Origin of the sequence: Nocardioides szechwanensis (assembly GCF_900103935.1) — a bacterium.
Taxonomy (GTDB): Bacteria; Actinomycetota; Actinomycetes; order Propionibacteriales; family Nocardioidaceae; genus Nocardioides; species Nocardioides szechwanensis.
On record NZ_FNIC01000001.1, the window covers coordinates 102,306 to 125,934 of the forward strand.

24 protein-coding genes are annotated in these 23,629 nt (G+C 71.9%); 19 read left to right on the forward strand and 5 right to left on the reverse strand.

Annotated elements, in window-relative coordinates:
• Nucleotides 1-129: 129 nt before the first annotated feature.
• Nucleotides 130-759, reverse strand: coding sequence for a 2-phospho-L-lactate guanylyltransferase (gene cofC / locus BLR90_RS00505; RefSeq protein ID WP_091021592.1), 630 nt, complete (start codon nt 757-759; stop codon nt 130-132).
• Nucleotides 760-832: 73 nt separating this feature from the next.
• On the opposite strand from cofC, the gene BLR90_RS00510 reads away from it, so the two are divergent.
• Nucleotides 833-1,612: a lysophospholipid acyltransferase family protein gene (locus tag BLR90_RS00510; protein WP_245715072.1), complete on the forward strand. Its 780-nt coding sequence runs from the start codon at nt 833-835 to the stop codon at nt 1,610-1,612.
• Nucleotides 1,609-2,613 (forward strand): NAD(P)H-dependent glycerol-3-phosphate dehydrogenase, encoded by a 1,005-nt coding sequence (locus BLR90_RS00515; protein ID WP_091021594.1) that lies wholly within the window; start codon nt 1,609-1,611, stop codon nt 2,611-2,613. Before BLR90_RS00510 ends, BLR90_RS00515 begins: the two co-directional genes overlap by 4 nt.
• Nucleotides 2,614-2,665: 52 nt before the next feature.
• Here BLR90_RS00515 and BLR90_RS00520 read toward each other — a convergent pair whose 3' ends face one another.
• Entirely contained in the window at nt 2,666-3,745 is a 1,080-nt protein-coding gene (locus BLR90_RS00520) for a trans-sulfuration enzyme family protein (RefSeq protein ID WP_091021596.1), read from the reverse strand.
• 31 nt (nt 3,746-3,776) lie between these two features.
• On the opposite strand from BLR90_RS00520, the gene BLR90_RS00525 reads away from it, so the two are divergent.
• Nucleotides 3,777-4,907: a D-alanine--D-alanine ligase family protein gene (locus BLR90_RS00525; protein WP_091021598.1), complete on the forward strand. Its 1,131-nt coding sequence runs from the start codon at nt 3,777-3,779 to the stop codon at nt 4,905-4,907.
• 63 nt (nt 4,908-4,970) lie between these two features.
• On the opposite strand, the gene BLR90_RS00530 is transcribed toward BLR90_RS00525, so the two are convergent.
• Together BLR90_RS00530 and BLR90_RS00535 are read right to left on the reverse strand one after the other, a co-directional pair.
• Nucleotides 4,971-5,453 carry a DUF3515 domain-containing protein gene (locus BLR90_RS00530; RefSeq protein WP_091021599.1) on the reverse strand — a complete coding sequence of 161 codons (483 nt, stop codon included), beginning with the start codon at nt 5,451-5,453 and terminating at the stop codon, nt 4,971-4,973.
• Between the two features lie 58 nt (nt 5,454-5,511).
• Nucleotides 5,512-5,748, reverse strand: coding sequence for an Lrp/AsnC ligand binding domain-containing protein (locus BLR90_RS00535; RefSeq protein WP_091021602.1), 237 nt, complete (start codon nt 5,746-5,748; stop codon nt 5,512-5,514).
• Nucleotides 5,749-5,865: 117 nt separating this feature from the next.
• Here BLR90_RS00535 and BLR90_RS00540 point away from each other — a divergent pair, with 117 nt between their 5' ends.
• The gene (locus tag BLR90_RS00540; protein ID WP_091021604.1) at nt 5,866-6,819 is read left to right on the forward strand and encodes a thiamine-phosphate kinase; all 954 of its coding nucleotides are present in this window, start codon (nt 5,866-5,868) and stop codon (nt 6,817-6,819) included.
• Between the two features lie 148 nt (nt 6,820-6,967).
• On the opposite strand, the gene rpmB is transcribed toward BLR90_RS00540, so the two are convergent.
• Entirely contained in the window at nt 6,968-7,153 is a 186-nt protein-coding gene (gene rpmB / locus BLR90_RS00545; protein WP_028645381.1) for a 50S ribosomal protein L28, read from the reverse strand.
• A 163-nt stretch (nt 7,154-7,316) separates the two neighbouring features.
• On the opposite strand from rpmB, the gene BLR90_RS00550 reads away from it, so the two are divergent.
• The 15 genes from BLR90_RS00550 (at nt 7,317) to ftsY (ending at nt 23,623) form a co-directional block, all read left to right on the forward strand.
• Entirely contained in the window at nt 7,317-8,990 is a 1,674-nt protein-coding gene (locus BLR90_RS00550; RefSeq protein ID WP_091021606.1) for a DAK2 domain-containing protein, read from the forward strand.
• A gap of 15 nt (nt 8,991-9,005) precedes the next feature.
• A complete protein-coding gene (locus BLR90_RS00555; protein WP_091021608.1) occupies nt 9,006-11,249 on the forward strand; it encodes an ATP-dependent DNA helicase RecG in 2,244 nt (747 codons plus the stop codon).
• Between the two features lie 10 nt (nt 11,250-11,259).
• Nucleotides 11,260-11,835: a 16S rRNA (guanine(966)-N(2))-methyltransferase RsmD gene (rsmD, locus tag BLR90_RS00560; RefSeq protein WP_091021611.1), complete on the forward strand. Its 576-nt coding sequence runs from the start codon at nt 11,260-11,262 to the stop codon at nt 11,833-11,835.
• A gap of 16 nt (nt 11,836-11,851) precedes the next feature.
• Complete coding sequence (gene coaD / locus BLR90_RS00565; RefSeq protein ID WP_091021613.1) at nt 11,852-12,346, forward strand: pantetheine-phosphate adenylyltransferase; 495 nt, start codon at nt 11,852-11,854, stop codon at nt 12,344-12,346.
• Nucleotides 12,347-12,497: 151 nt separating this feature from the next.
• The gene (locus BLR90_RS00570; RefSeq protein WP_245715073.1) at nt 12,498-13,019 is read left to right on the forward strand and encodes a YceD family protein; all 522 of its coding nucleotides are present in this window, start codon (nt 12,498-12,500) and stop codon (nt 13,017-13,019) included.
• A 56-nt stretch (nt 13,020-13,075) separates the two neighbouring features.
• Nucleotides 13,076-13,261, forward strand: coding sequence for a 50S ribosomal protein L32 (gene rpmF, locus BLR90_RS00575; RefSeq protein ID WP_091021615.1), 186 nt, complete (start codon nt 13,076-13,078; stop codon nt 13,259-13,261).
• A complete protein-coding gene (gene rnc, locus BLR90_RS00580) occupies nt 13,203-14,012 on the forward strand; it encodes a ribonuclease III (protein ID WP_174812354.1) in 810 nt (269 codons plus the stop codon). The genes rpmF and rnc overlap by 59 nt, the downstream gene beginning before the upstream one ends.
• Before the next feature lie 12 nt (nt 14,013-14,024).
• The gene (gene mutM / locus BLR90_RS00585; RefSeq protein ID WP_091021616.1) at nt 14,025-14,912 is read left to right on the forward strand and encodes a bifunctional DNA-formamidopyrimidine glycosylase/DNA-(apurinic or apyrimidinic site) lyase; all 888 of its coding nucleotides are present in this window, start codon (nt 14,025-14,027) and stop codon (nt 14,910-14,912) included.
• Between the two features lie 78 nt (nt 14,913-14,990).
• Nucleotides 14,991-15,197, forward strand: coding sequence for a hypothetical protein (locus BLR90_RS00590; protein WP_091021618.1), 207 nt, complete (start codon nt 14,991-14,993; stop codon nt 15,195-15,197).
• Nucleotides 15,198-15,247: 50 nt separating this feature from the next.
• A complete protein-coding gene (locus BLR90_RS00595; RefSeq protein WP_091021620.1) occupies nt 15,248-16,741 on the forward strand; it encodes an LVIVD repeat-containing protein in 1,494 nt (497 codons plus the stop codon).
• A 35-nt stretch (nt 16,742-16,776) separates the two neighbouring features.
• Nucleotides 16,777-18,018: an MFS transporter gene (locus BLR90_RS00600; RefSeq protein WP_091021622.1), complete on the forward strand. Its 1,242-nt coding sequence runs from the start codon at nt 16,777-16,779 to the stop codon at nt 18,016-18,018.
• A gap of 141 nt (nt 18,019-18,159) precedes the next feature.
• A complete protein-coding gene (gene smc / locus BLR90_RS00605) occupies nt 18,160-21,711 on the forward strand; it encodes a chromosome segregation protein SMC (protein WP_091021624.1) in 3,552 nt (1,183 codons plus the stop codon).
• Complete coding sequence (locus BLR90_RS00610) at nt 21,708-22,154, forward strand: acyl-CoA thioesterase (RefSeq protein WP_091021626.1); 447 nt, start codon at nt 21,708-21,710, stop codon at nt 22,152-22,154. The genes smc and BLR90_RS00610 overlap by 4 nt, the downstream gene beginning before the upstream one ends.
• A 97-nt stretch (nt 22,155-22,251) precedes the next feature.
• The gene (locus BLR90_RS00615; RefSeq protein WP_091021628.1) at nt 22,252-22,455 is read left to right on the forward strand and encodes a hypothetical protein; all 204 of its coding nucleotides are present in this window, start codon (nt 22,252-22,254) and stop codon (nt 22,453-22,455) included.
• 49 nt (nt 22,456-22,504) lie between these two features.
• On the forward strand, nt 22,505-23,623 hold the full coding sequence (gene ftsY, locus BLR90_RS00620) for a signal recognition particle-docking protein FtsY (RefSeq protein ID WP_091021630.1): 1,119 nt from the start codon (nt 22,505-22,507) through the stop codon (nt 23,621-23,623).
• Nucleotides 23,624-23,629 lie beyond the last annotated feature (6 nt).

Here is a 23,629-nt window from a genome sequence, read left to right on the forward strand (position 1 = left end):
GCCAAGAAGGCGGCTCCCGCCAAGAAGGCGGCACCGGCCAAGAAGGCCCCCGCCAAGAAGGCAGCCAAGAAGTCCTGACGCACCACTGACGGGCCGTCCTCCGATCGCGGAGGGCGGCCCGTCGTCATTTCACGTCAGGTCGAGGTCCGGGACCAGGGCCGACGTCTCGGCGCCGACGCCGAGCGCCACGGCCGCGCGCAGGTCGGTGAGGTCGTCGACGTCACGGCGCAGCGACGGCAGGTCGGTGCCCAGCTCCAGGGCTCCCGCCGCCAGGTGCGCCTCGCGTGAGTGGGTACCGAAGTGCGGGTCGAACTCGTCGTACGGCGCGGTGTAGAGCGTGGTGCCCACCCCCTCGGCGTCGGCGACGAACGACGGACCGCCGGGCACCAGGGACTCCAGGGCTGCCGTGAGCTCCGCCGAGCGGAGGGCAGGGAGGTCCGCGCACAGGGCGACCGGCGTGAGCTCCGGCCAGCGCCGCCTGGCCTCCGCCACGGCCTGGCGCAGCGCCGCGTTGAGGTCGTTGGTGTCACCGTCGGGGATGGTGGCGCAGCCGAGGGCGCCGAGCTCGCTGGAGAACGCGGCATCGTCGGTGGCCACGAGCACCGCCACCACGTGGTCGGCAGCCAGGCAGGCCGCGACGGTGTCGAGCGCGAACGCCCGGGCCAGCCCGCGTCGCTGGACGTGGTCGAGACCGACGATGCGCGACTTGCCGAGTGCCGGCGGCTTCACGGGCACGACGACGACGTACGGCGGGACCACGCGCTGATCCTGTCAGGCGACTCGTCGTGCCGACACGTGGCGGTCGTCACTCCGGCGAGTAGCGTGCTCTCCCGTGACGTTGCGAGAGCGCAAGCTGCAGGAGAAGCGGGGCTGGGCCTTCAGCCTCGGTGTCGCCATCGTGAAGCCGACCCTGCTCGCCACGACCACCCACGAATGGCTCGACACCCACAAGCTGCCCGAGAGCGGTGGCTACGTGGTGGTCCTCAACCACGTCTCACACCTCGACCCGCTCACGGCCGCGCACCTGCTCTACGACCACGGCCGGATCCCGCGCTACCTCGCGAAGTCCGGCCTCTTCAAGAACCGGTGGCTGGGCGGGTTCCTGCGGTCCGCCGGCCAGATCCCCGTCGAGCGCATGAGCAAGAACGCCGTGGGTGCCTTCGCGGCCGCGGTGACCGCCGTACGCGAGGGCAAGGTCGTGGTCGTCTACCCCGAGGGGACGCTGACCCGCGACCGTGACCTGTGGCCGATGGCGGGCAAGTCGGGTGCGGCAAGGATCGCGCTCGAGACCGGCTGCCCGGTGATCCCGGTCGGACAGTGGGGCGCCCACCAGATCCTCTATCCCTACGCGAAGAAGCCCGACCTGTTCCCGCGCAAGCGGATCCGGATGAGGGTCGGCGACCCCGTCGAGCTGGGTGACCTCTCCGCCCAGCCGCTCGGCCCCCAGGTCATCTCGCAGGCGACCGACCGGATCATGGCGGCCCTGACCGGGTTGGTCGAGGACCTCCGCGGCGAGAAGGCCCCCGCAGTCCGCTACGACATGCGCCAGCACGGCGACCCGTTGACCGGCAACCCCCGCAGCACCAGACGCAACAAGAAGGACGAAGCGTGAGCAAGAAGGTCGCGATCCTCGGTGCCGGTTCCTGGGGCACTGCGTTCTCCATCGTCCTGGCCGACGGTGGCAACGACGTCACCATCTGGGGCCGCCGGGAGGAGGTCTGTGCGGCGATCAACGACCAGCACGAGAACGTCGACTACCTGCCCGGCATCGAGCTGCCGCCGGCGGTCTCGGCCACCCACGACCATGAGAAGGCCCTCGCGGGCGCCGACGTCGTGGTGCTCGCCGTACCGTCCCAGTCGCTGCGCGAGAACCTCACCGAGTGGGCGCCGTACGTCGGCAAGGACGCGGTCATGGTCTCGCTGATGAAGGGCGTCGAGCTCGGCACGCTGGACCGGATGAGCGAGGTCATCGCCGAGGTGACCGGCGCCGGCCCCGAGCGGATCGCGGTCATCAGCGGACCCAACCTGGCCAAGGAGATCGCCCGCCGGGAGCCGGCCGCCTCCGTGGTCGCGTGTGCCGACGTGGACGTCGCGCAGATGCTGCAGCGGCGCGTCCACTCACCGGCGTTCCGGCCCTACACGAGCGTCGACGTGCTCGGCTGCGAGCTCGGCGGCGCCTACAAGAACGTCGTCGCGCTGTCGGTCGGCATGGCCGTGGGCCTGGGCTTCGGCGACAACACCACCGCGTCGGTGATCACCCGCGGGCTCGCCGAGACCGCCCGGCTGGCGATGAAGCTCGGCGCCAACCCGCTCACGCTGATGGGCCTGGCCGGACTGGGCGACCTTGTCGCCACCTGCTCCTCGCCGCTGTCGCGCAACCGGACGTTCGGCGAGAAGCTCGGCAAGGGGATGACCACCGACGAGGTCGTCGCCTCCACCCGTCAGGTCGCCGAGGGCGCCAAGTCCTGCTCGTCGCTGCTGGCCCTGGCCACCCAGTCCGGGGTCGACGCCCCGATCGCCCACCACGTCGACGCCGTCGTCGCCGGCACCATGACCGCCAAGGACATGATGGACGCCTTCATCGCCCGCGACACGAAGGCGGAGACTGACTAGAAGTCAGGACAGGAAGTACGAGCGCAGCGAGTACTCCAATGGAATGACGAAGTCATTCCACGATGAGGGTGTCGAGGGCCGTCACGAGGTCGCGCCAGAGGTCGTCGATGTCCTCGACGCCGACGGACAGGCGGACCAGGCCGTCGGGGATGGTGGCGGGCTCCGCCTTCCAGCGGCGCCGGCGCTCGAACGTCGACTCGACGCCGCCCAGGCTGGTGGCGTGGACCCACAGGCTGGTCTTCTGCACCAGCAGGTCGGCGGCCAGCGCCTCGCCGGCCAGCACGATCGAGATGATGCCGCCGAAGCCGGGGTAGCGGGTCTCGGACACCGCAGCGTGCTCACTCAGGCGCCGGGCCAGCTCGGTGGCGTTCGACTGCGCCCGCTCGATGCGCAGGTGGAGCGTGCGCAGGCCGCGCAGCGCCAGCCAGGCCTCGAAGGTGCCGGGAGTGGAGCCGGTCAGGTCACGGCGGCCCTTCAGGACGGCGTACAGCTCGTCGTCGGCGGTGGCGATGGCTCCCATGAGTACGTCGCTGTGGCCGGCGAGGTACTTGGTCGCGGAGTGCACGACGATGTCGGCGCCGAGCGACAGCGGCTGCTGGAGCAGGGGAGTCGCGAACGTGTTGTCGACGACGACGTAGGCGCCCTCCTCGCGGGCGGCGGCGGCAATCGCGGCGATGTCGGCGAGCTCGAGCGCCGGGTTGGTCGGCGACTCGAACCACACCAGGGCGGCGTCGACGCAGGCGGCCGCCACGGCCGCGGTGTCGGTGATGTCGACGAGCTCGGTCGTGATCCGGCCGCGGGACTCGAGGTCGGCGAGCTGGAGCAGGGTGCCGGTGTAGGAGTGCTTCGGGGCGACGACCTTGCCGCCCTGGCCGACCAGGTCGAGCACGGTGGACACGGCCGCCAGGCCGGACGAGAACGCCAGGCAGCGGCCCCCCTCGAGCGCCCCCAGGGCCTCCTCGAACGCGGTCCAGGTGGGGTTGCCGAGCCGGCCGTACTCCAGGGCACCGCCCGCGACGTACGTCGAGGTCATGGTGATGGGCGTGTTGAGCGGCTGGTCGGGCTCGTGCGGTGGCCGTCCGGCGGTGACCGCGATGGTGGCCGGCTTCAGGTCGGGCGAGTCCTCGGTCATGAGGGAAAGCCTAGGTCGTAGGGTCGTCGCGATGAATGCCCCCACCGGCGAGACCCGCAAGCCCCGCGTCGCCGTCGTCTTCGGCGGTCGCTCCAGCGAGCACGCCATCTCGTGCGTGACCGCCGGGAGCGTGCTCCAGGCGATCGACCGGGACCGCTACGACGTCGTACCGATCGGCATCGCCCCCGACGGCCGCTGGGTGCTCGAGAGCGGCGACCCGGACCGGCTGCGCATCGAGGGACCCGACCACCTGCCCAGCGTCGACGGCGACCGCGCCTCGGTGGCGCTGTCGCAGCAGACGGGGAGCACGGACCTGATCGTCTCCGAGCCGTCCAGCCCACCGCGCACCCTGGGCGAGGTCGACGTGGTCTTCCCGTTGCTGCACGGGCCTTGGGGCGAGGACGGCACCATCCAGGGGATGTTCGAGATGGCCGGCGTGCGCTACGTCGGCGCCGGGGTGCTGGCCTCCGCGGTCAGCATGGACAAGGCCTACATGAAGATCGTGCTGTCGGCCTCCGGCCTGCCGGTGATGCCGAGCGTCACCGTCACCCGCCGCGAGTGGGCCGCCGACGCCCAGGCGTGCCGCGAGCGGGCAGCCGCGCTCGGCTACCCGCTGTTCGTCAAGCCGGCCCGGGGCGGCTCCAGCATCGGCATCTCCAAGGCCCACGACGCCTCCGAGCTCGACGCCTGCATCGAGGAGGCGCACCTCCACGACAGCAAGGCGCTGGTCGAGATCTCGGCCGAGGGCGCGCGTGAGGTCGAGTGCGGCGTCCTCCAGGCCCTCGACGGCACCCCCGAGACCAGCCAGCCCGCGGAGCTGAGGGTCGGGGGCGACCACGAGTTCTACGACTTCGCCGCGAAGTACCTCCCCGGCGAGCACACCGAGATCGACATCCCGGCCGACCTGCCGCCCGGCGTCGCCGACCAGCTGCGCTCGCTCGCCGCCCGCGCGTTCGAGGCCGTGGGCTGCGAGGGTCTGGCCCGCGTGGACTTCTTCGTGATGCCCGACCAGTCGCTGGTGGTCAACGAGATCAACACGATGCCCGGCTTCACCCCGACCTCGATGTTCCCGAAGATGTGGGCCGCCTCGGGAGTGGACTACCCGGCGCTGGTCGACCGGCTGATCCGCCTCGCGCTCGCGCGCGACACCGGTCTTCGGTGAACGTTGGCCCGGGAGTACCAGCGAAGCAAGTACTCCCAATGGAGCGACGAAGTCGCTCCACCGTCAGTGGCAGGCCCGGACCTCGTCGAGCTCTGCCGTGACCACCTCGGCGAGCTGGGCGAGTGCCGCGGCGACACCGTCGGGCCGGTAGTCGGCGGGCACCTCCAGCTGGACCAGCGGGCTGTGGCTCATCGCCCACAGCGTGGCGTCCTCGTCCTGCTGCTCCACCTTCAGCTGGTCCGGGGGAGAGAACCAGCCGACGCCCAGCACCTCGTCGCAGGCTGAGAACTCGTCGAACTCCTCGGGCTCCTCCGCGCCACAGGTGAGCACGATCGCCGGGTCGCCCCAGGCCGCACCCAGGGCGTCGTCCGGCTCAACCTCACCGCGCTCGAGGTCGTCGAGCGAGTCCGGGAGAGCGTCGACGAGGGCCTGGCAGGCGGCCCGCTCGTCGGCGTCGAGTCCGACCGAGTCGATCTCCGGCGCCCCGCCGCACGCGGTGAGTGCCACCGCCAGGCAGGCAGCCAGGACCGGAAGACCGACCGACATGGCGACGCCCCGGACACGAGGTCCGGGGCGCCGAAGATCTGTGCTCAGTGTCGTGACCTCAGATGTGGACGACCGGGCAGGTGAGGGTGCGGGTGATCCCGTCGAGGGTCTGCACCTTCGCGACCACGAGCTTGCCCAGCTCGTCGACGTTGCGCGCCTCGGCGCGGACGATCACGTCGTACGGCCCGGTCACGTCCTCCGCGAGCGTGACGCCCTTGACTGCCGCGATGGCCTTGGCGACCTCTGCGGCCTTGCCGACGTCGGTCTGGATCAGGATGTACGCCTGGACGACCATGCGGGTGACTCCCTCAATCTCGGTGCGACGCTGTAACAGTGGTGTGACGGTCAACCTATCGTGACCTCGCTGAGTGTCCATAGCCGCATGGATCCCAGCATCTGCTGTTATTCGTGCATGACCTTCCCGCCCGAGGCGACCCTGGCCGACGCCGGAGAGTTCGGCCTGATCTCCGAGCTCGTGGGGCTCTTCCCGCAGGGGGAGCACGTGCTGATCGGCCCCGGCGACGACGCCGCCGTGCTGCGCGTGCGCACCGGTCACGTGGTCGTCTCGACCGACCTGATGGTCGAGGGGCGTCACTTCCGCCGCGACTGGGCCTCGGCCGAGGACGTCGGCCACCGTGCCGCGGCGCAGAACCTCTCCGACCTCAACGCGATGGGTGGGCGGGCACACTCGCTCACCGTCGGGCTCGCCGCACCGGCCGACCTGCCGGCGCGCTGGGCGCTGGAGTTCGCCGCCGGCTTCGCCGCTGAGTGCGCGCTCGTGGGCGCGAGCGTGGTCGGGGGCGACGTCACCCGTGCCGACGAGGTCGTCATCGCCGTGACGGTGATCGGCGCTTGCCTCCAGGCGCCCGTCGTACGAAGCGGGGCCGAGGCGGGCGACGTGCTCGCCCTCACCGGGCGTCAGGGTTGGGCCGCCGGGGGACTGGCGGTGCTCGGCCGCGGCTTCCGCTCCCCGCGGGTGCTGGTGGAGGCCTACCGCCGTCCCGAGCCGCCGTACGACGCCGGTCCGATCGCCGCGGCCGCCGGCGCCACCTCGATGATCGACGTCTCCGACGGGCTGCTGGGCGACGCCGCCCACCTCGCCGAGGCGTCCGGCGTCGCCATCGACGTCCACCGGGCAGCGTTCGAGATCCCCGAGCCGCTGGTGGCGGTCGGTGCGGCCACCGGCGCCGACCCCCTCAGCTTCATCCTCGGCGGCGGCGACGACCACGCGCTGCTGGCGACCTTCCCCGACGTCGCCTCCGTCCCCGACGGCTGGTCAGTCATCGGTGACGTCCTCGAGGGCGCCCCCGGCGTCACCGTCGACGGTGGTCCCTACGACGGCCCGACCGGTTGGACCCACTTCTAGGGACTGTGTAGACGCCGAGTCGGCGCTTACGTCGTGCACAAGCGCCGACTCGGCGTCGTACAGCAGTGCACAAGCGCCGACTCGGTGAAATGACGAACGGCCGCCACCCGAGGGGTGGCGGCCGTCAGCGACGAGGTCAGTGCGCGGTCTAACGGGAGACCTTGCCGGCCTTGAGACAGCCGGTGCACACGTTGAGGCGCTTGGGGGTGCCGTTGACGGTGGCACGCACCCGTTGGATGTTGGGGTCGAAGCGGCGCTTCGTGATCTTGCGCGACCACGGCCGGTTGTTGCCGAAGCCAGGCTTCTTGGCGCAGATGTCACAGACGGCAGCCACGGTGTTTGACTCCTGATATCGAGGTGAGGAATGGAGGGCCCGACGGGCGGGCAACCGCACAAGAGTATCCGAACCACGTGCCACTTAAAAATCGTGCGGGCCACTACTGTGTGGGCTTCCGCATCGATCCCACCCGGCTACCCGCGACGACCCTAGGCAGGCGATGGAAGAGACACCGCGCAGCGGCACCATCCAGCTCGCGGTCGTGCTCCGTTTCGTCGACATCGCCACCGACGCTCTCGCCGAGGCGCGCGAGGAGATCGACGCCCTCAACGTCTATCCCGTGCCCGACGGCGACACCGGCACCAACATGTACCTCACGGTCTCGGCCGCCCGCGACGCGATCCGTGAGCTGACCGGCGCCCGCCCCGAGGTCGACCGCGACGAGGCCCTGGCGGTGTTCAGCCGTGGTGCGCTCCTCGGAGCGCGCGGCAACTCCGGGGTGATCCTCAGCGAGATGCTCGGCGCGATCGCCCGCCGGATCGTGACCGCGCCTCCCGACGAGCGCAACGCGCAGACCATGGCCGACGCCCTGCACCGCGCCACCGAGGCCAGCTACGCCGCGGTCGGCCGGCCGGTCGAGGGCACGATGCTCACGGTCGCCCGCGCCGCGTCCCAGGCCGCCGTCGCCCTCGCCCAGGACCCCGCCGCGCGGGCCCGCGACGTGTTCACGAGCGCCGCCCAGGCGGCCCGCGAGGCGCTGGCACGTACGCCGGAGCAGCTCCAGGTGCTCAAGGACGCCGGGGTCGTCGATGCCGGCGGTCGCGGGCTCAGCGTGATCCTCGACGCCGCCGAGACCGTGCTGACCGGGCGCCGCCCGGTCCCGGTGAAGACCCCGATCGGCCAGCACCACATCCCGATCCCGCACACCGCTGCCACCACTCCGGAGGGCGACCTCACGCCGGACGGACCGGCGTACGAGGTGATGTACCTCCTCGACGCCACCGACGACGCGATGCCCCGGCTGCGCCAGACGCTCGACGGGCTGGGCGACTCGCTCGTGGTCGTGGGCGGCGACGGGCTCTGGAACGTCCACGTCCACGTCGACGACGTGGGCGCTGCAATCGAGGCCGGCATCGAGGCCGGGCGGCCCCACCGCGTGCGGGTCACGCACTTCGCCGAGCAGATCGCGGCCGTCCGCCAGCACGAGAGCGACGCGCGCGACGGACGCCGGATTGTTGCCGTCGCGGCCGGCCCGGGGCTCAGCGCGCTGTTCGCACAGGCGGGTGCCGTGGTCGTCGAGGGCGGGCCGGGACGCCGCCCGTCCACCGGCCAGATCCTCGAGGCGATCACCGGGTGCGGTGCCCGCGAGGTCGTGGTGCTGCCCAACGACGGCGACTCCGTGCGGGTCGCCCAGATCGCGGGCCAGATGGTCGAGAACGACCCGGCGCTCGGTGGCCACGTGCGGGTCGCGGTGATACCCACCCAGGCGCAGGTTCAGGGCCTGGCGGCGCTGGCCGTGCACGAGCCGGGACGCACGTTCGAGCAGGACGTCTTGGAGATGACCGCCACGTCGCGCCACGCGCGCCACGGAGCGGTCACGATCGCCGCCCGCCAGGCGATGACCATGGCCGGGCCGTGCGAGCCGGGCGACGTCCTCGGCGTCATCGCCGGCGACTTCGCCGTGGTCGGCTCCGACCTGGCCGAGGTGTCGTACGGCGTGCTGGCGCGGCTGCTGGCCGGTGGCGGCGAGCTGGTCACGCTGGTCTCCGGCGAGGGCGGCGAGGGCCTGGCCGAGCAGGCGGCGGCCTGGGTGGACGAGCACCACCCGCATGTCGATGTCGTGGTGTACGACGGTGGGCAGGAGCGCTACCCGCTGCTCCTGTCCGTCGAGTGACCCGGAAGGCGCCACGTGATCAGCCTCGACAGCTCCGTCGCCTCCGTCTTCGGTGACGCCAAGAACAAGCGCGACAAGATCGTCAAGAACCTCCGCATCGAGACGGTCGGCGACCTGCTCCGCCACTTCCCGCGCCGCTACATCAAGACCGGCGAGCTCACCCGGGTCGATGACCTCCAGGTGGGGCAGATGCTCACGGTCGTGGGGGAGATCTCCGACAGCAAGCCGGTCGTCTACACCGACCGCCGCACGGGCAAGCCCGCCTACCGCCTGGAGACGGTGCTGCGCACCGACGGGCCCCGGCTGCGGATGACCTTCTTCGCCAAGTCCAAGCACGTCGCGACCTACCACGAGAGACGGCTCCCCGTGGGGCGCAAGGGCCTCTTCATCGGCCAGGCGGGGCAGTTCAGCAACCAGTGGCAGCTGACCAACCCCACGATGGTGCTCTTCGGCGGGCCCGGTGACGACGAGGAGATGATCCGGCCCGACCAGCTGCGCGGCCTCTACCCCCTCTACCCGCTCACCAAGGGCGTCGACCACTGGGACTTCCAGCGCGCCATCGCGTTCGCCATGACCGTGGTCGAGCCGCCCAGCGAGCTGCTGCCCGACGACGTACGCCGCGACTTCGACGTCCTCGACGCGGTCACCGCCCTCGAGTGGATCCACGGTCCCGACCGCTTCGAGCAGGTCGAGAAGGCCCGGCGCCGCTACCGCTTCGAGGAGGCGCTGGTCACCCAGCTGGTCCTGGGCCGCCGGCGCCGCGCCGTGCGTGCCCTCGGCGCCCACGCCCGCACCGGTGGCGACGGCGCGCTGCTGTCGGCGTTCGACGCGCGGCTGCCGTTCACGCTCACCAAGGGCCAGCGCGAGGTCGGTGCACAGATCGAGCAGGACCTCGACCAGCCGCACCCGATGAACCGCCTGCTCCAGGGCGAGGTCGGCTCCGGCAAGACCCTCGTCGCCCTGCGCGCCATGCTCCGCACCGTCGACTCCGGCGGCCAGGCCGCGCTGATCGCACCCACCGAGGTGCTCGCTCAGCAGCACTACCGCTCCATCACCGCGATGCTCGGCGACCTCGCGATGGGCGGGATGCTCGGCGGCCCCGCGGAGGGTACGGCGGTCGAGCTGTTGACCGGCTCGATGACCAAGTCGCAGCGCACAGCGCCCATGTCGCGTCTGGCGAGCGGCGAGTCCGGCATCGTCATCGGCACCCACGCCCTGCTCGAGGACAAGGTCATGTTCGCCGACCTCGGCCTCGTCGTGATCGACGAGCAGCACCGCTTCGGCGTCGAGCAGCGGGCCGCGCTGACCAGCAAGTCGGTCATGCCCCCGCACGTCCTGGTCATGACCGCCACCCCGATCCCGCGCACCGTCGCGATGACCGTCTTCGGCGACCTCGAGACGTCGGTGCTGACCGAGCTCCCGGCCGGGCGGGCGCCGATCCAGACCAACGTCGTCAACACCCAGGAGCACCCCGCCTGGATCGAGCGCGTGTGGCAGCGCGTGCGCGAGGAGGTGGCGAAGGGGCACCAGGCCTACGTCGTGTGCGCCCGGATCGAGGGCGACGAGCCGGAGGAGGGCGAGACCGACCAGCTCGAGCTCGACGAGGACGGCCTGCCGATCCCTCCGCAGCCGAGCCGCCCGCCGCTCGCGGCCGTCGAGGAGATCGTCGTCGAGCTCCGCCTGGGCGCCCTCAACGGGCTGCGCGTCGACCGGCTCCACGGCCGCATGACCCCCGACGAGAAGGACGCCACCATGCGCGCGTTCGCCGCCGGTGACATCGACGTGCTCGTGTCGACCACCGTCATCGAGGTCGGCGTCGACGTGCCCAACGCGACCACGATGGTGCTGCTCGACGCCGACCGGTTCGGCGTCTCCCAGCTCCACCAGCTCCGTGGCCGGATCGGCCGAGGCGGCCACCCCGGGCTGTGCCTGCTGGTGACGGACCTGTCGCCGACCCTGCAGCCGACGGCCGCCGAGCGCCTGTCGGCGGTCGCCTCGACCACCGACGGGTTCGAGCTCAGCCGGGTCGACCTCGAGCTGCGCCGCGAGGGCGACGTGCTCGGCCGCTCGCAGGCCGGTGGCCGCTCCGGGCTCCAGAACCTCCGCGTCCTGCGCGACGAGAAGACCATCGTCGAGGCGCGGACCGCGGCCGAGTCGCTGCTCGACCGCGACCCCGACCTGCTCGACTCGCCCGCGCTCGCCGTCGAGGTCGCCGACCTGGAGCTGAGCCAGCAGGGCCAGTTCATCGAGAAGTCATGATGAGTCGACCATGACCAGGATCATCGGCGGCGCGGCCGGCGGGCGGCGGCTGCGCACCCCCCACGGCTCGACGACGCGCCCCACCAGCGACCGGGTCCGCGAGGCGCTCTTCTCGGCCGTCGAGTCGTGGTGCGGCTCGCTCGACGGGCTGCGCTTCCTCGACCTCTACGCCGGCTCCGGCGCGGTCGGGCTCGAGGCGTGGTCCCGCGGGGCCGGGGTGGTCACCCTCGTCGAGCACGACCGACGTACCGCCGCACTGGTCACCGACAACGCCCGCACCCTCGGCTTCGCCCGCGCCGACGTCCGGGTCGCGTCGGTCGCGGCGACCCTGCAGCGCGCGCCGACGACGCCCTACGACGTGGTCTTCAGCGACCCGCCCTACCCGCTGTCCGACGAGGGGGTCGCCTCCGACCTCGAGGCGCTCGCCGCCCAGCGGTGGCTGGTGCCGGGGGCGCTGGTGGTCGTCGAGCGCTCGGTCCGCAGCCCCGAGCCGGCCTGGCCGCACGGCTTTGAGGACACCCGGTCGAAGCGCTACGGCGAGACCGTCCTTTGGTACGGTCACGCAGCCCCGGACGGGACCCACTGAGCCAGAGGAGTACGTCGTGCGCCGAGCTGTCTGCCCCGGGTCCTTCGACCCGGTGACCAACGGTCACATCGACATCGTGCAGCGGGCCTCGGCGCTCTTCGACGAGGTGGTCGTCGCGGTCGGGGTCAACAAGTCCAAGAACCGGCTCTTCACGGCCGACGAGCGCATCGCCATGCTGGAGCGCGCCTGCGAGCCGTTCCCCAACGTCCGCGTCGACGGGTTCACCGGCCTGCTGACGACGTTCTGCGAGGCCAACGGCATCCACGCCATCGTCAAGGGGCTGCGCGCGGTCAGCGACTTCGACTACGAGCTCCAGATGGCGCAGATGAACGCCTCGCTCGCCGACGTCGAGACCGTCTTCGTGCCGACGAGCCCGGAGTACTCCTTCCTGGCCTCCAGCCTGGTCAAGGAGGTCGCGACGTTCGGCGGCGACGTGTCCGGCCTGATCCCCGGCTTCGTCAACACCGCGCTCATCGAGCGGCTCGCCGAGCGGGCCACCGACCCCACCTGAGGTCCTGCCCGACCGTCCGGGCCGCCCGGACCGCCCGTCCCGCGGGGCGCGTTTTGCCCCTGCTGTGACCGGACGGATACGATCTTCCAGATCTGTTGTGCCCGGAACCGGAAGTGGAACACTGAGCAACCTGGACCCGAGAGCGCCGCTCGTGCTCGACACTCGCGAGCTCGGCCGCCGCCCGGGGTCCCAGCGCGAGGTGTCACGGACGGTCCCGGCTCCAGCAGATCTGGGCATCGAAGTCCTTCGTGTCCCCGAAGGTGCACCGGTCGAACTCGACCTGCGCATCGAGGCGGTCATGGAGGGTGTCCTGGTCACGGGCGAGGCGCGAGTCTCGCTCGAGGGTGAGTGTGTGCGGTGTCTGGAGCCGATCGACGACGACGTCGACGTGACGTTCCAGGAGCTGTTCCTCTACGACGACCAGGACCTCCAAGGGGGAGACCCCGAGGACGACGGAGTCAGCATGCTCGAGGACGACCTGCTCGACCTCGAGCCCCTGTTGCGTGACGCGGTGGTGCTCGCACTACCGTTCCAGCCCTTGTGTGAGGACGACTGTCCCGGGTTGTGCACCGAATGTGGTGCGCTGCTCAAGGACGACCCTGACCACACACACGACGCTGTGATCGACCCGCGCTGGGCAGGGCTGACTGTGCTCCAGCACGACGAAGAGTGAATACTGACTTGTTCAGAGCCTGACCGGGCCTCCGGTCGACGTATGAGGAGAAAACTGTGGCTGTCCCGAAGCGGAAGATGTCGCGCAGCAACACGCGCCACCGTCGCTCGCAGTGGAAGGCCGTCGCGCCGACCCTGGTGACCTGTGCAAACCCGGCGTGCGGCGAGAAGCACCTGCCGCACCGTGCCTGCGGCGCCTGCGGCCAGTACGGCGCCAAGGCCGACCGTCGACAGGTCCTCTGAGGCTCGCGCCAGTCCGCTGAGCAACTACGGCGAGCTGCGGAAGGCGCTCGGTGATCCCGAACTGGATCCCGAGCTGCTGGAGCGCGCCCTGACGCACCGGTCCTACGCCTACGAGAACGGTGGCCTGCCCACCAACGAGCGCCTGGAGTTCCTGGGCGACTCGGTGCTCGGCGTCGTGGTGACCGAGACGCTCTACCTCACCCACCCCGACCTCTCCGAGGGCCGGCTCGCCAAGCTGCGGGCCGCGGTCGTCAACGCTCGCGCGCTCGCCGAGGTCGGCCGCACGATCGGGCTGGGCGACTACGTCAAGCTCGGCCGCGGCGAGGAGTCGACCGGTGGGCGCAACAAGGCCTCGATCCTCTCCGACACCGTCGAGGCGGTGATCGGGGCCGTGCACCTCAGCGGTGGTGGCATCGCGACCTCCGCGGAGGTCGTGCACCTGCTGTTCGACCCGCTGATCGAGGCCGCCTCCGCCATGGGTGCGGGCCTCGACTGGAAGACCTCCCTCCAGGAGCTCGCCGCCGAGCGAGCACTCGGCGTACCGGAGTACCTCATCGAGGACGCCGGCCCTGACCACATGAAGACGTTCACCGCCCGGGTCCGGGTCGGCGACGAGGTCTACGGCGAGGGTGTCGGCCGCTCCAAGAAGGAAGCGGAGCAGGCGTGTGCCGAGACCGCCTACGGCGAGATCATGCGCGCGGTCAACACGGGCGACACGGTCAACACCGGCGCCGGCGCCGACACCGACTGACGAGGGGCTGACGTGCCGGAGCTGCCCGAGGTCGAGGTGGTCCGCGCCGGGCTCGAGCGGCACGTCCTGGGGGCCACGATCACCCGGGTCGACGTCCTCCACCCGCGCCCGGTCCGTCGTGACCCGCGTGGCCCGACCGGCTTCGCCGAGGCGCTGACCGGCCGCCGACTCGTGGCCGCCCGCCGTCGCGGCAAGTACCTCTGGCTCCCCCTCGACAACGGTGACGCCCTGCTCGGCCACCTCGGCATGAGCGGGCAGCTGCTGGTCCAGCCCGCCGACGCGCCCCCGGAGCGGCACCTGCGGGTGCGCTTCGCGCTCTCCGGCTCCGACGAGGGCCGGGACCTGCGCTTCGTCGACCAGCGGATGTTCGGCGGTCTGTCGGTCTCGACCGGGGGAGCCGAGCTGCCCGCCGAGATCGCCCACATCGCCCGCGACCCGCTCGACCCGGAGTTCGACGACGACCTCTTCGTACGTCGGTCCCGTCGCCGCAGCGCGGGGGTCAAGCGGCTGCTGCTCGACCAGGGGCTGATCTCCGGGGTCGGCAACATCTACGCCGACGAGGCGCTGTGGCGCGCCCGGATCCACGGTGACCGCCCCGGCGACCGGCTCACCGGTCCGCAGCTGCGCGGGCTCCTCGAGCACGCCCGGGTGGTGATGTCCGAGGCGCTCGGCCAGGGCGGCACGTCGTTCGACGCGCTCTACGTCAACGTCAACGGCGAGTCGGGCTACTTCGACCGCTCGCTGCACGCCTACGGGCGCGAGCAGGAGCCCTGCGACCGCTGCGGCACCCCCATCCGCCGGATCGCCTTCATGAACCGTTCGTCGTACTTCTGCCCGAGCTGCCAGCCGGCGCCGCGGGCACGCCGCGTGGTCCCGCCGACGGTGCCTCTCGCGGATTGACCGAGAGGCCGCTTGGTGGGACTCTTGAAGACGGTCCTACCGGGGCCACCCACCACCCGAAACCGGAAGGGCTCATTCATGGCCAAGGCGCTGATCGGCTACTTGAACAGCGACCTGCGAGACCCCCGCCTGGCGGCCGAGAACAGTCGGCTCCGCGCACGCGTGGGTGAGCTCGAGGACCTCGTCCTCCGGCTCACGGAGGAGAACGACCGGCTCGTCGCGTCCCGCGCGGCCGCGCTGATCGATCTCGAGACCGCCAACCTGCAGGAGATGCAGCCCGCCTGAGCCTTCGGGCCCCCGGCGTGACTGCCCCGAGCGTCGCTCGTTGAGACGACGTGCGCACCACACTCGCCGCGATCGCGGCCACCCTCGTCGTCGGCTCGACCCTGGCCACGGCCGCCCCGGCGTCAGCTGACGACCCCCGCGACCGCAACCGTGAGCAGTCGCTGCGCGAGGGGCGCACCAGCTCGGTCGTCGAGAGCGACAACATCGCCCACCTCGGCGCCCACCCGACCCAGACGGGCATCTCCGGCTGCTTCCTGAAGACCGCGCCGGTGTTCGTGACCAGCGGCGTCGACTCGCTGCGCGTCTGGAACGTCTCCGACCCCGCCCGCCCTCGCGTGGTGGGCACCCTGGCCAACGCCCTGTTCGAGAACGAGGCGATGAACTGCGGCGAGCGACGCACGCCGCAGGGCGTCAAGCGGTTCGTGCTGATCGGTGTCGACCTGGTGCAGGTCGCGCCCGACGACATCCAGCACGTCAACGCCGGCGGCAACGAGCTGATCGTCGTCGACGTCACCAAGCCGTCGGCGCCCAAGATCGTCTCGCGCGCCCCGGCCACGACCAGCACGCACACCGTGGCCTGCGTCGACGACACCGACTGCCGCTACGCCTACTCCGCCGGCGGTCGCGACGACTTCTCTGTCTTCGACCTGCGCAACCTGCGCAAGCCCGTGGAGGTCGACGCCAAGCCGAAGCAGCCCGGGGTGCAGCCCTTCTTCTCGCCCACCGGCGGCCACAAGTGGAACTTCGACGCGGCCGGCATCGGCACCCACACCGGTTGGGCCGGCGCCTCCATGTGGGACACCGACCGCCCGGCGCGCCCGCGGCTGATCACCACCACCGGCAAGGCCGGCGCGGGCGAGAGCGCCGCCTACCCCGGCTGGAACGACTTCATCCTGCACAACTCGTTCCACCCCAACGCCAAGAAGTTCCGGCCGATGAGCAAGCCGTCGTTGGCCAACGGCAACATCCTGCTGGCGACCGAGGAGGACTACGAACAGACCGACTGCGCCCTCGCCGGGTCCTTCCAGACCTGGTGGATCAAGCGGCTCGACGGCACCGCCTCGGCGATCGTGCCGCTCGACAAGGTCGAGCTGGCCGACCTCGGCAGCTACCCGCTGCCCCAGGGCGGCTTCTGCTCGTCGCACTGGTTCGACTACCGGCCCGGTGGCCTGGTCGCGGTCGGCTTCTACGGCGGCGGCACCCACGTGCTCGACGTGCGCAACGCCAAGGACATCAAGCCCTACGCCCACTCCGTGTGGGGCGCTTCCGAGGTCTGGGACGCCATGTGGGTGCCGGTCTACAAGGACGGCCGGCAGACCGGTGCGCGCACCAACGTCGTCTACTCGATCGACCTGGTCCGCGGGCTCGACGTCTACGCCGTCGACGTCCCCGGGGACGGCCGCGGCGCCGTCCCGCCCGCCTCGCGCGCCGACGCCCGTTCGATCGCCCAGCGGGTCGCCGGGGGCGTCGTACCCCTGGGTCTCGTCGGCGGCGCGATGCTCACCGCGTTCGCCGTACGACGCCGCAGCCGCATCACCAGGTGAGACTCACGCGGTTCACGCCGTAGCCTCTGCTGCTTGTGAGCCGCCTCGTCGAGACCGTCGCCCCCGCGCGCCTCGGCACCAACTTCCGCTGGCTCATGGCCTCGTCGTGGATCAGCAACGTCGGCGACGGCATCGCGATCGCCGCCGGCCCGCTGCTGGTCGCCTCGATGACTGACCAGGCGTTCCTGGTCGCGCTGGCGGCGCTGCTCCAGTGGGCGCCGCCGCTGCTGTTCGGCCTGTACGCAGGTGCGCTCACCGACCGCCTCGACCGCCGGCTGCTGGTGGCGACCGTGGACGTGCTGCGGTGCGGGGTGCTCGTGCTGCTGACCGTCGCGGTGGCGACCGACAGCGCCACGATCGGGCTGGTGCTCGGCGCGATGTTCGCGATCGGGACCGCGGAGATGTTCGCCGACAACGCGTCGAGCACGCTGCTGCCGATGGTCGTGCACCGCGACGACCTGGCGATCGCCAACTCGCGGCTGCAGACGGGGTTCATCACCGTCAACCAGCTGGCCGGCCCGCCGGTCGGCGCGGCCCTGTTCGCGGCCGGGATGGCCTGGCCGTTCGCCGCCCAGGCCGTGATGGTGCTGCTGGGTGCGGTGCTGATCACCCGGCTCACGCTGCCGCCGCACCGACGCGACCCCGAGACCGCGACCGCCGTACGGGCCGACATCGTGGAGGGCTTCCGGTGGGTGCTGCACCACCCCGCCGTACGCACCCTGGTGCTGACGATCTTCATCTTCAACATCACGTTCGGGGCGGCGTGGTCGGTGCTCGTCCTCTACGCCACGCAGCGCCTGGGGCTCGGCGCCGTCGGGTTCGGGCTGCTGACCACCGTCTCGGCGTGCGGTGGGCTGCTCGCGACGCTGGCCTACGGCTGGATCACGCGCCACGTCAGCCTGGGCGACCTGATGCGGATCGGGCTCGTCTTCGAGACGCTCACCCACCTGGTCCTCGCCGTCACCACGGTGCCGTGGGTGGCGATGGTGATCTTCTTCGGGTTCGGCGCCCACGCGTTCGTGTGGGGCACGACGTCGATCACCGTGCGCCAGCGCGCCGTACCGACCGAGCTCCAGGGACGGGTCGGGTCGGTCAACCTGGTGGGCGTCTTCGGCGGACTGGTCATCGGCTCGGCGATCGGCGGCGTGCTCGCGCAGCACTACGGCGTCACGGCGCCGTTCTGGTTCGCGTTCGTCGGGTCGGCGGTGTTCGTGGTGCTCATCTGGCGCCAGCTCGCCCACATCGCGCACGCGGACGCCGCACCCGCCCCGGAGTGAGTGCCGGCCACTCGCAGCACGGGGTTCCGCGGATCCACGCACGACAAAAGGTAGGGTGAGGCGCGCTGAGCTTCCCCCGCGGCGGGCACCCCCGTACCCGCGCTTCAGTGCCGAGTCGTCGACCACTGATGGAGCATCGCGTTGTACCTGAAGAGCCTGACCCTGAAGGGGTTCAAGTCCTTCGCCTCCTCGACCACGCTCCAGCTGGAGCCGGGCATCACGTGCATCGTCGGCCCCAACGGCTCCGGCAAGTCCAACGTGGTCGACGCGCTGGCCTGGGTGATGGGTGAGCAGGGCGTCAAGTCGCTGCGGGGCGGCAAGATGGAGGACGTCATCTTCGCCGGCACCTCCGGCCGCCCCCCGCTGGGCCGCGCCGAGGTGCTGCTCACCATCGACAACTCCGACGGTGCGCTGCCGATCGAGTACGCCGAGGTGACGATCGGCCGCACGATGTTCCGCAGCGGCGGCTCCGAGTACGCCATCAACGGCACGTCGTGCCGGCTGCTCGACGTCCAGGAGCTGCTCTCCGACTCCGGCATCGGCCGCGAGATGCACGTCATCGTCGGCCAGGGCCAGCTCGACACGATCCTGCACGCGACCCCCGAGGACCGCCGCGGCTTCATCGAGGAGGCCGCGGGCGTCCTCAAGCACCGCAAGCGCAAGGAGAAGGCGCTCCGCAAGCTCGACTCCACCGACGGCAACCTCACCCGCCTCAACGACCTGCTCAGCGAGATCCGCCGCCAGCTCAAGCCCCTCGGCCGCCAGGCCGAGGTGGCCCGTCGCGCCGCCGGTGTCCAGGCCGACGCCCGCGACGCGCGCGCCCGGCTGATGGCCGACGACCTGGTCACCGCCCGCACGGCGCTCCAGCAGGAGATGGCCGACGAGACCATCCTGGTCGAGCGCCGCGAGCAGGTGGAGGCCGAGCTCGCCCAGGGCCGCCAGGCCGAGGGTGCCCTCGAGGCCGCCCTGCGCGAGGACCTGCCCGCGCTCCAGCGCGCCCAGGACGTCCAGTACTCCCTCAACGGCCTGCGCGAGCGCTTGCGCGGCACCCAGTCGCTGGCCGCCGAGCGCATCCGCAACGCCGCGAGCGTCGCCGACGCCGAGCTCGAGCACGGCCGCGACCCCGACGAGCTCGAGGCCGAGGCGGAGCGGGTCCGGCTCCAGGAGCAGCAGATCGCGGCCGAGGTCGACGCCTCCCGGACCGCCCTCGAGCAGTCCGTCAACGCCCGTCGTACGGCGGAGGAGGCGGCCGCCGAGGAGGAGCGCCGAGTCGCCGCGCTGGTCCGCGCCGCCGCCGACCGCCGCGAGGGCCTGGCCCGGCTCCACGGGCAGGTCAACGCGCTCAAGTCGCGTGCTGCCGCCGCCGACGACGAGATCGGCCGGCTCACCCTCGCCCGCGAGGAGGCCGTGGCGCGTGCCGAGCGGGCCCAGCGCGACTTCACCTCGCTGGAGACCAAGGTCGCCGGCCTCGACGCCGGCGAGGAGGGGCTCGACGCCGAGCACGAGGCGGCCACCGCCAACCTCGGCGACATCGAGGACCGCCTGGCCAAGACCCGCGAGGAGGCGCAGCAGGCCGACCGCGACCGCTCGACCCTCGCGGCCCGCAAGGACGCCCTCGAGATGGGCCTCAACCGCAAGGACGGCGCGGGCGCGCTGCTCGCGGCCACCGACTCCGTCTCCGGCCTCATGGGCTCCGTCGCGGCCCTGCTGACCGTGCGCAGCGGCTACGAGACCGCGGTCGCCAGCGCGCTCGGCTCCGCGGCCGACGCCGTGGCGGTCACCGACGCCGGTGCAGCGGTCGAGGCGATCGGGCACCTCAAGAGCGCCGACCTCGGGCGCGCCGGGATGCTCCTGGGCGGCCTCACCGAGACCGACGACCGGCCCTGGCCGGCGCTGCCCGGCCACGCGTCGTACGCCGTCGACGTCGTCGAGTGCCCCGACACCCTGCGCCCGGCGCTGTCGCGGCTGCTGTTCAAGGTCGCCGTGGTCGACGGCCTCGACGCGGCGAAGGCCCTGGTCGCCGACCTGCCCGACGTCACCGCGGTCACCCGCGACGGCGACCTGCTCGGCGCCCACTTCGCGGCCGGCGGCTCGTCCAGCCAGCCCAGCCTGATCGAGATCCAGGCGGCCGTCGACGAGGCCGCGACCCAGCTCGGCGAGGCGATCGCGTCGTCCGAGCGGCTCACGTTCGACCTCTCGCGGCTCGAGAGCGAGCGCCTGGAGGCGCAGAAGCGCGCCGACGTCGCGCTCGCCAAGCTGCACGAGTCCGACGCCACCCTGGCCGCCGTGGCCGAGGAGCTGGGCCAGTACGGCACCCAGGCCCGCTCCGCACGCGGGGAGGCCGACCGGCTGGGCGGCGCGATCGAGAAGGCGCAGGCCGCACGTGAGGCCGACCTGGCCGGGCTCGCCGACCTCGAGGCCCGCCTGGTCTCGGCCGAGGACGCCCCCGACGAGGAGCCCGACACCAGCGAGCGCGAGCGTCGCGTCGAGCAGGCCAAGGCGGCCCGCCAGGCCGAGATGGACACCCGGCTCGCGCTGCGCACCAGCGAGGAGCGCGCCCGGGCCCTCAACGGCCGGGTCGACGCGCTGCTGCGCTCCGCGCGCACCGAGCGCGAGGCGCGCGCCAAGGCCGCCGAGCGCCGCGAGCGGCTGCTGCGCGAGGGCCGGGCCGCCGAGGCGGTCGGGCTCGCGACGTCCTACGTGCTGTCCCGGCTCGAGGTCTCGATCCACCAGGCCACCGAGGCCCGCAAGGACGTCGAGCACGCCCGCAGCGGCCGAGAGCAGGAGCTCCTCGCCGTCCGGGCCCGCCTGCGCGAGCTCACCCGCGAGCACGACGAGCTGGTCAACTCCGTCCACCGTGACGAGATGGCCCGCACCCAGCAGCGGATGCGCATCGAGCAGATCGAGGACCGCGCCATCGAGGAGCTCGGCCTCGACGCCGACGGCCTCGCCAACGACTACGGCCCGCACAACCTGGTCCCGGCCACGGCCGTCGACGAGGAGGGCAACCTCCCCGAGCCGGTGCCGTTCGTGCGCGAGGAGCAGCAGAAGCGGCTCAAGACCGCCGAGCGCGAGCTGACCATGCTCGGCAAGGTCAACCCGCTGGCGCTCGAGGAGTTCTCCGCGATGGAGGAGCGCCACAAGTTCCTCACCGAGCAGCTCGAGGACCTCAAGCGCACCCGCAAGGACCTGCTCGACATCGTCCGCGAGGTCGACGCGCGGGTCGAGGCGGTCTTCACCGAGGCCTACGCCGACGTGAGCGCCGCCTTCGACTCGACGTTCGCGCGGCTCTTCCCGGGCGGCGAGGGTCGGCTGGTGCTCACCAACCCCGACGACATGCTCAACACCGGCATCGAGGTCGAGGCCCGTCCCGCCGGCAAGAAGGTCAAGCGGCTCTCGCTGCTGTCCGGCGGCGAGCGGTCGCTGGTCGCGGTGGCGTTCCTGGTCGCGCTGTTCAAGGCCCGCCCCTCGCCGTTCTACATCCTCGACGAGGTCGAGGCGGCGCTCGACGACACCAACCTGGGCCGGCTGCTGGAGATCTACGAGGAGCTGCGGGAGAACTCCCAGCTCCTGGTCATCACGCACCAGAAGCGGACCATGGAGGTCGGCGACGCCCTCTACGGCGTCACCATGCGCGGCGACGGCGTCAGCGCCGTGATCAGCCAACGGCTGCGAGAGACCGAACCCGCGTGAGCGACCGCCCCACCCGCGCGTCGTACGTCGCGTGGCGCACCGTGACCACCCGGTGGCGCGACGACGACGCCTACGGCCACCTCAACAACGCCACCTACTACGAGCTGTTCGACACCGCCGTCAACGCCCACCTCTACGAGGCGACCGGGCTCGACATCCGCTCGTTGCCGCAGATCGGGGTCGTGGCGGAGACGTCGTGCCGCTACTTCCGCGAGATCGGCTTCCCGGCGCCGATCGAGATGGGCATGGTCGTCGACAAGGTCGGCACCTCCTCGGTCGTCTACCGGATCGGGCTGTTCCAGGGCGACTCCGACGACGCAGCCGCCGAAGGCCGCTTCGTGCACGTCTACGTCGACAACACCGACCCGGCGCGCCCCGTGACCCCGATGCCCGAGCCGATCCGGGCCGCGGTCGAGCCGCTGCTGCGACCCGCCGGGCCCTGACCGACGCGGCGTACGACGTCGCGGGCCCGCGTGTGCGACGGTGGACTTCGGGGTAGTCGGCCCTGAAGACCCATCTCACCCTCGGGAGGCTCCGCTCGTGCTCGCCATCATCGTGACCATGCTCGCCATCGTCGTCCTGGCCGGCCTGGTGCTGGTCTACGTCGCGTTCCCGCACCGCGGTGAGGAGCTCCCGGCCGCTCCGTGGCTGGGAGACGCGATGGCCAAGGCCGTCGACGCCGCCCCGACCCTCGACGAGACCGACGGCGACCGCGCCCCGGACGCGCCCGCGCACCGTCTCTGACCTGCTCCCGGCACCCCCGCCCCCCAGGGGCCTCTGATTGGATTGGCCCATGGGTGAATGGCTGTACCTGATCATCGGCATCGCCGTCCTCGCCGTCGTGGCGCTGGCCGGACTTGTCGCGACCCGCGGTCGTGGGCGGGCGGTGGAGGCCCCACCGGCCCCTCCGACCGTCACCGCGCCTCCTGCGGAGGTCGAGGTCGACGCCAGCCCCGAGGCGCCGGTCGTCACCCCCCAGGCGCTGGAGCGGCCCGAGGGCACCGCCTCCCGGCTGGTCCGGCTCCGCCAGCGGCTCGCGAGCTCCCAGGGTGGGCTCGGCCGCGGCTTGCTCGCGCTGCTGAGCCGAGAGCGGCTCGACGAGGACACCTGGGAGTCGATCGAGGACACGCTCCTGGCCGCCGACATCGGGGTCGTGCCGACCCAGCGGGTCGTCGACAACCTGCGCACCCGCCTGCGCGTCCAGGGCACCGAGGTGGCCGACGCGCGAGCCGTGCTCCGCGAGGAGCTGCTGGCCCTCGTCGACCCGTCGATGGACCGCCGGCTCCAGGTCTCCGGCACCGACGGCAACCCCGGCGTCGTCCTCGTCGTCGGCGTCAACGGCGCCGGCAAGACGACCACCGTCGGCAAGATCGCCCGGATCCTGGTCGCCGAGGACCTCAAGGTCACGCTCGGCGCGGCCGACACGTTCCGCGCGGCCGCGGTCGACCAGCTCGCCACGTGGGGTGAGCGGGTCGGGGTCGAGGTGATCCGCGGCGCCGAGGGTTCCGACCCCGCCAGCGTCGCCTTCGAGGCCGTCAAGCAGGGCGTGGAGGCCGGGGTCGACACCGTCATCGTCGACACCGCCGGTCGGCTCCAGAACAAGCAGGGGCTCATGGACGAGCTCGGCAAGGTCAAGCGGGTCATCGAGAAGCAGGCGCCGGTCACCGAGGTGCTGCTCGTCCTCGACGCCACGACCGGCCAGAACGGCCTGATCCAGGCCCGCGTCTTCCGTGAGGTCGTCGACGTGACCGGCATCGTCCTGACCAAGCTCGACGGCTCGGCCAAGGGCGGGATCGTGGTCGCGGTCCAGCGTGAGCTGGGCGTGCCGGTCAAGCTCGTGGGCCTCGGCGAGGGTCCCGACGACCTCGCCCCCTTCGACGCCGGCGCGTTCGTCGACGCGTTGCTGGGCTGAGTACGG

Excerpts from the sequence above, each read along its gene's own strand:
- BLR90_RS00520 (WP_091021596.1), bottom strand. The coding sequence starts at position 3,745 with ATGACCGAGGACTCGCCCGACCTGAAGCCGGCCACCATCGCGGTCACC.
- BLR90_RS00525 (WP_091021598.1), top strand. The coding sequence starts at position 3,777 with ATGAATGCCCCCACCGGCGAGACCCGCAAGCCCCGCGTCGCCGTCGTC.
- BLR90_RS00530 (WP_091021599.1), bottom strand. The coding sequence starts at position 5,453 with ATGTCGGTCGGTCTTCCGGTCCTGGCTGCCTGCCTGGCGGTGGCACTC.
- BLR90_RS00535 (WP_091021602.1), bottom strand. The coding sequence starts at position 5,748 with ATGGTCGTCCAGGCGTACATCCTGATCCAGACCGACGTCGGCAAGGCC.
- BLR90_RS00540 (WP_091021604.1), top strand. The coding sequence starts at position 5,866 with ATGACCTTCCCGCCCGAGGCGACCCTGGCCGACGCCGGAGAGTTCGGC.
- BLR90_RS00550 (WP_091021606.1), top strand. The coding sequence starts at position 7,317 with ATGGAAGAGACACCGCGCAGCGGCACCATCCAGCTCGCGGTCGTGCTC.
- rsmD (WP_091021611.1), top strand. The coding sequence starts at position 11,260 with ATGACCAGGATCATCGGCGGCGCGGCCGGCGGGCGGCGGCTGCGCACC.
- BLR90_RS00590 (WP_091021618.1), top strand. The coding sequence starts at position 14,991 with ATGGCCAAGGCGCTGATCGGCTACTTGAACAGCGACCTGCGAGACCCC.
- ftsY (WP_091021630.1), top strand. The coding sequence starts at position 22,505 with ATGGGTGAATGGCTGTACCTGATCATCGGCATCGCCGTCCTCGCCGTC.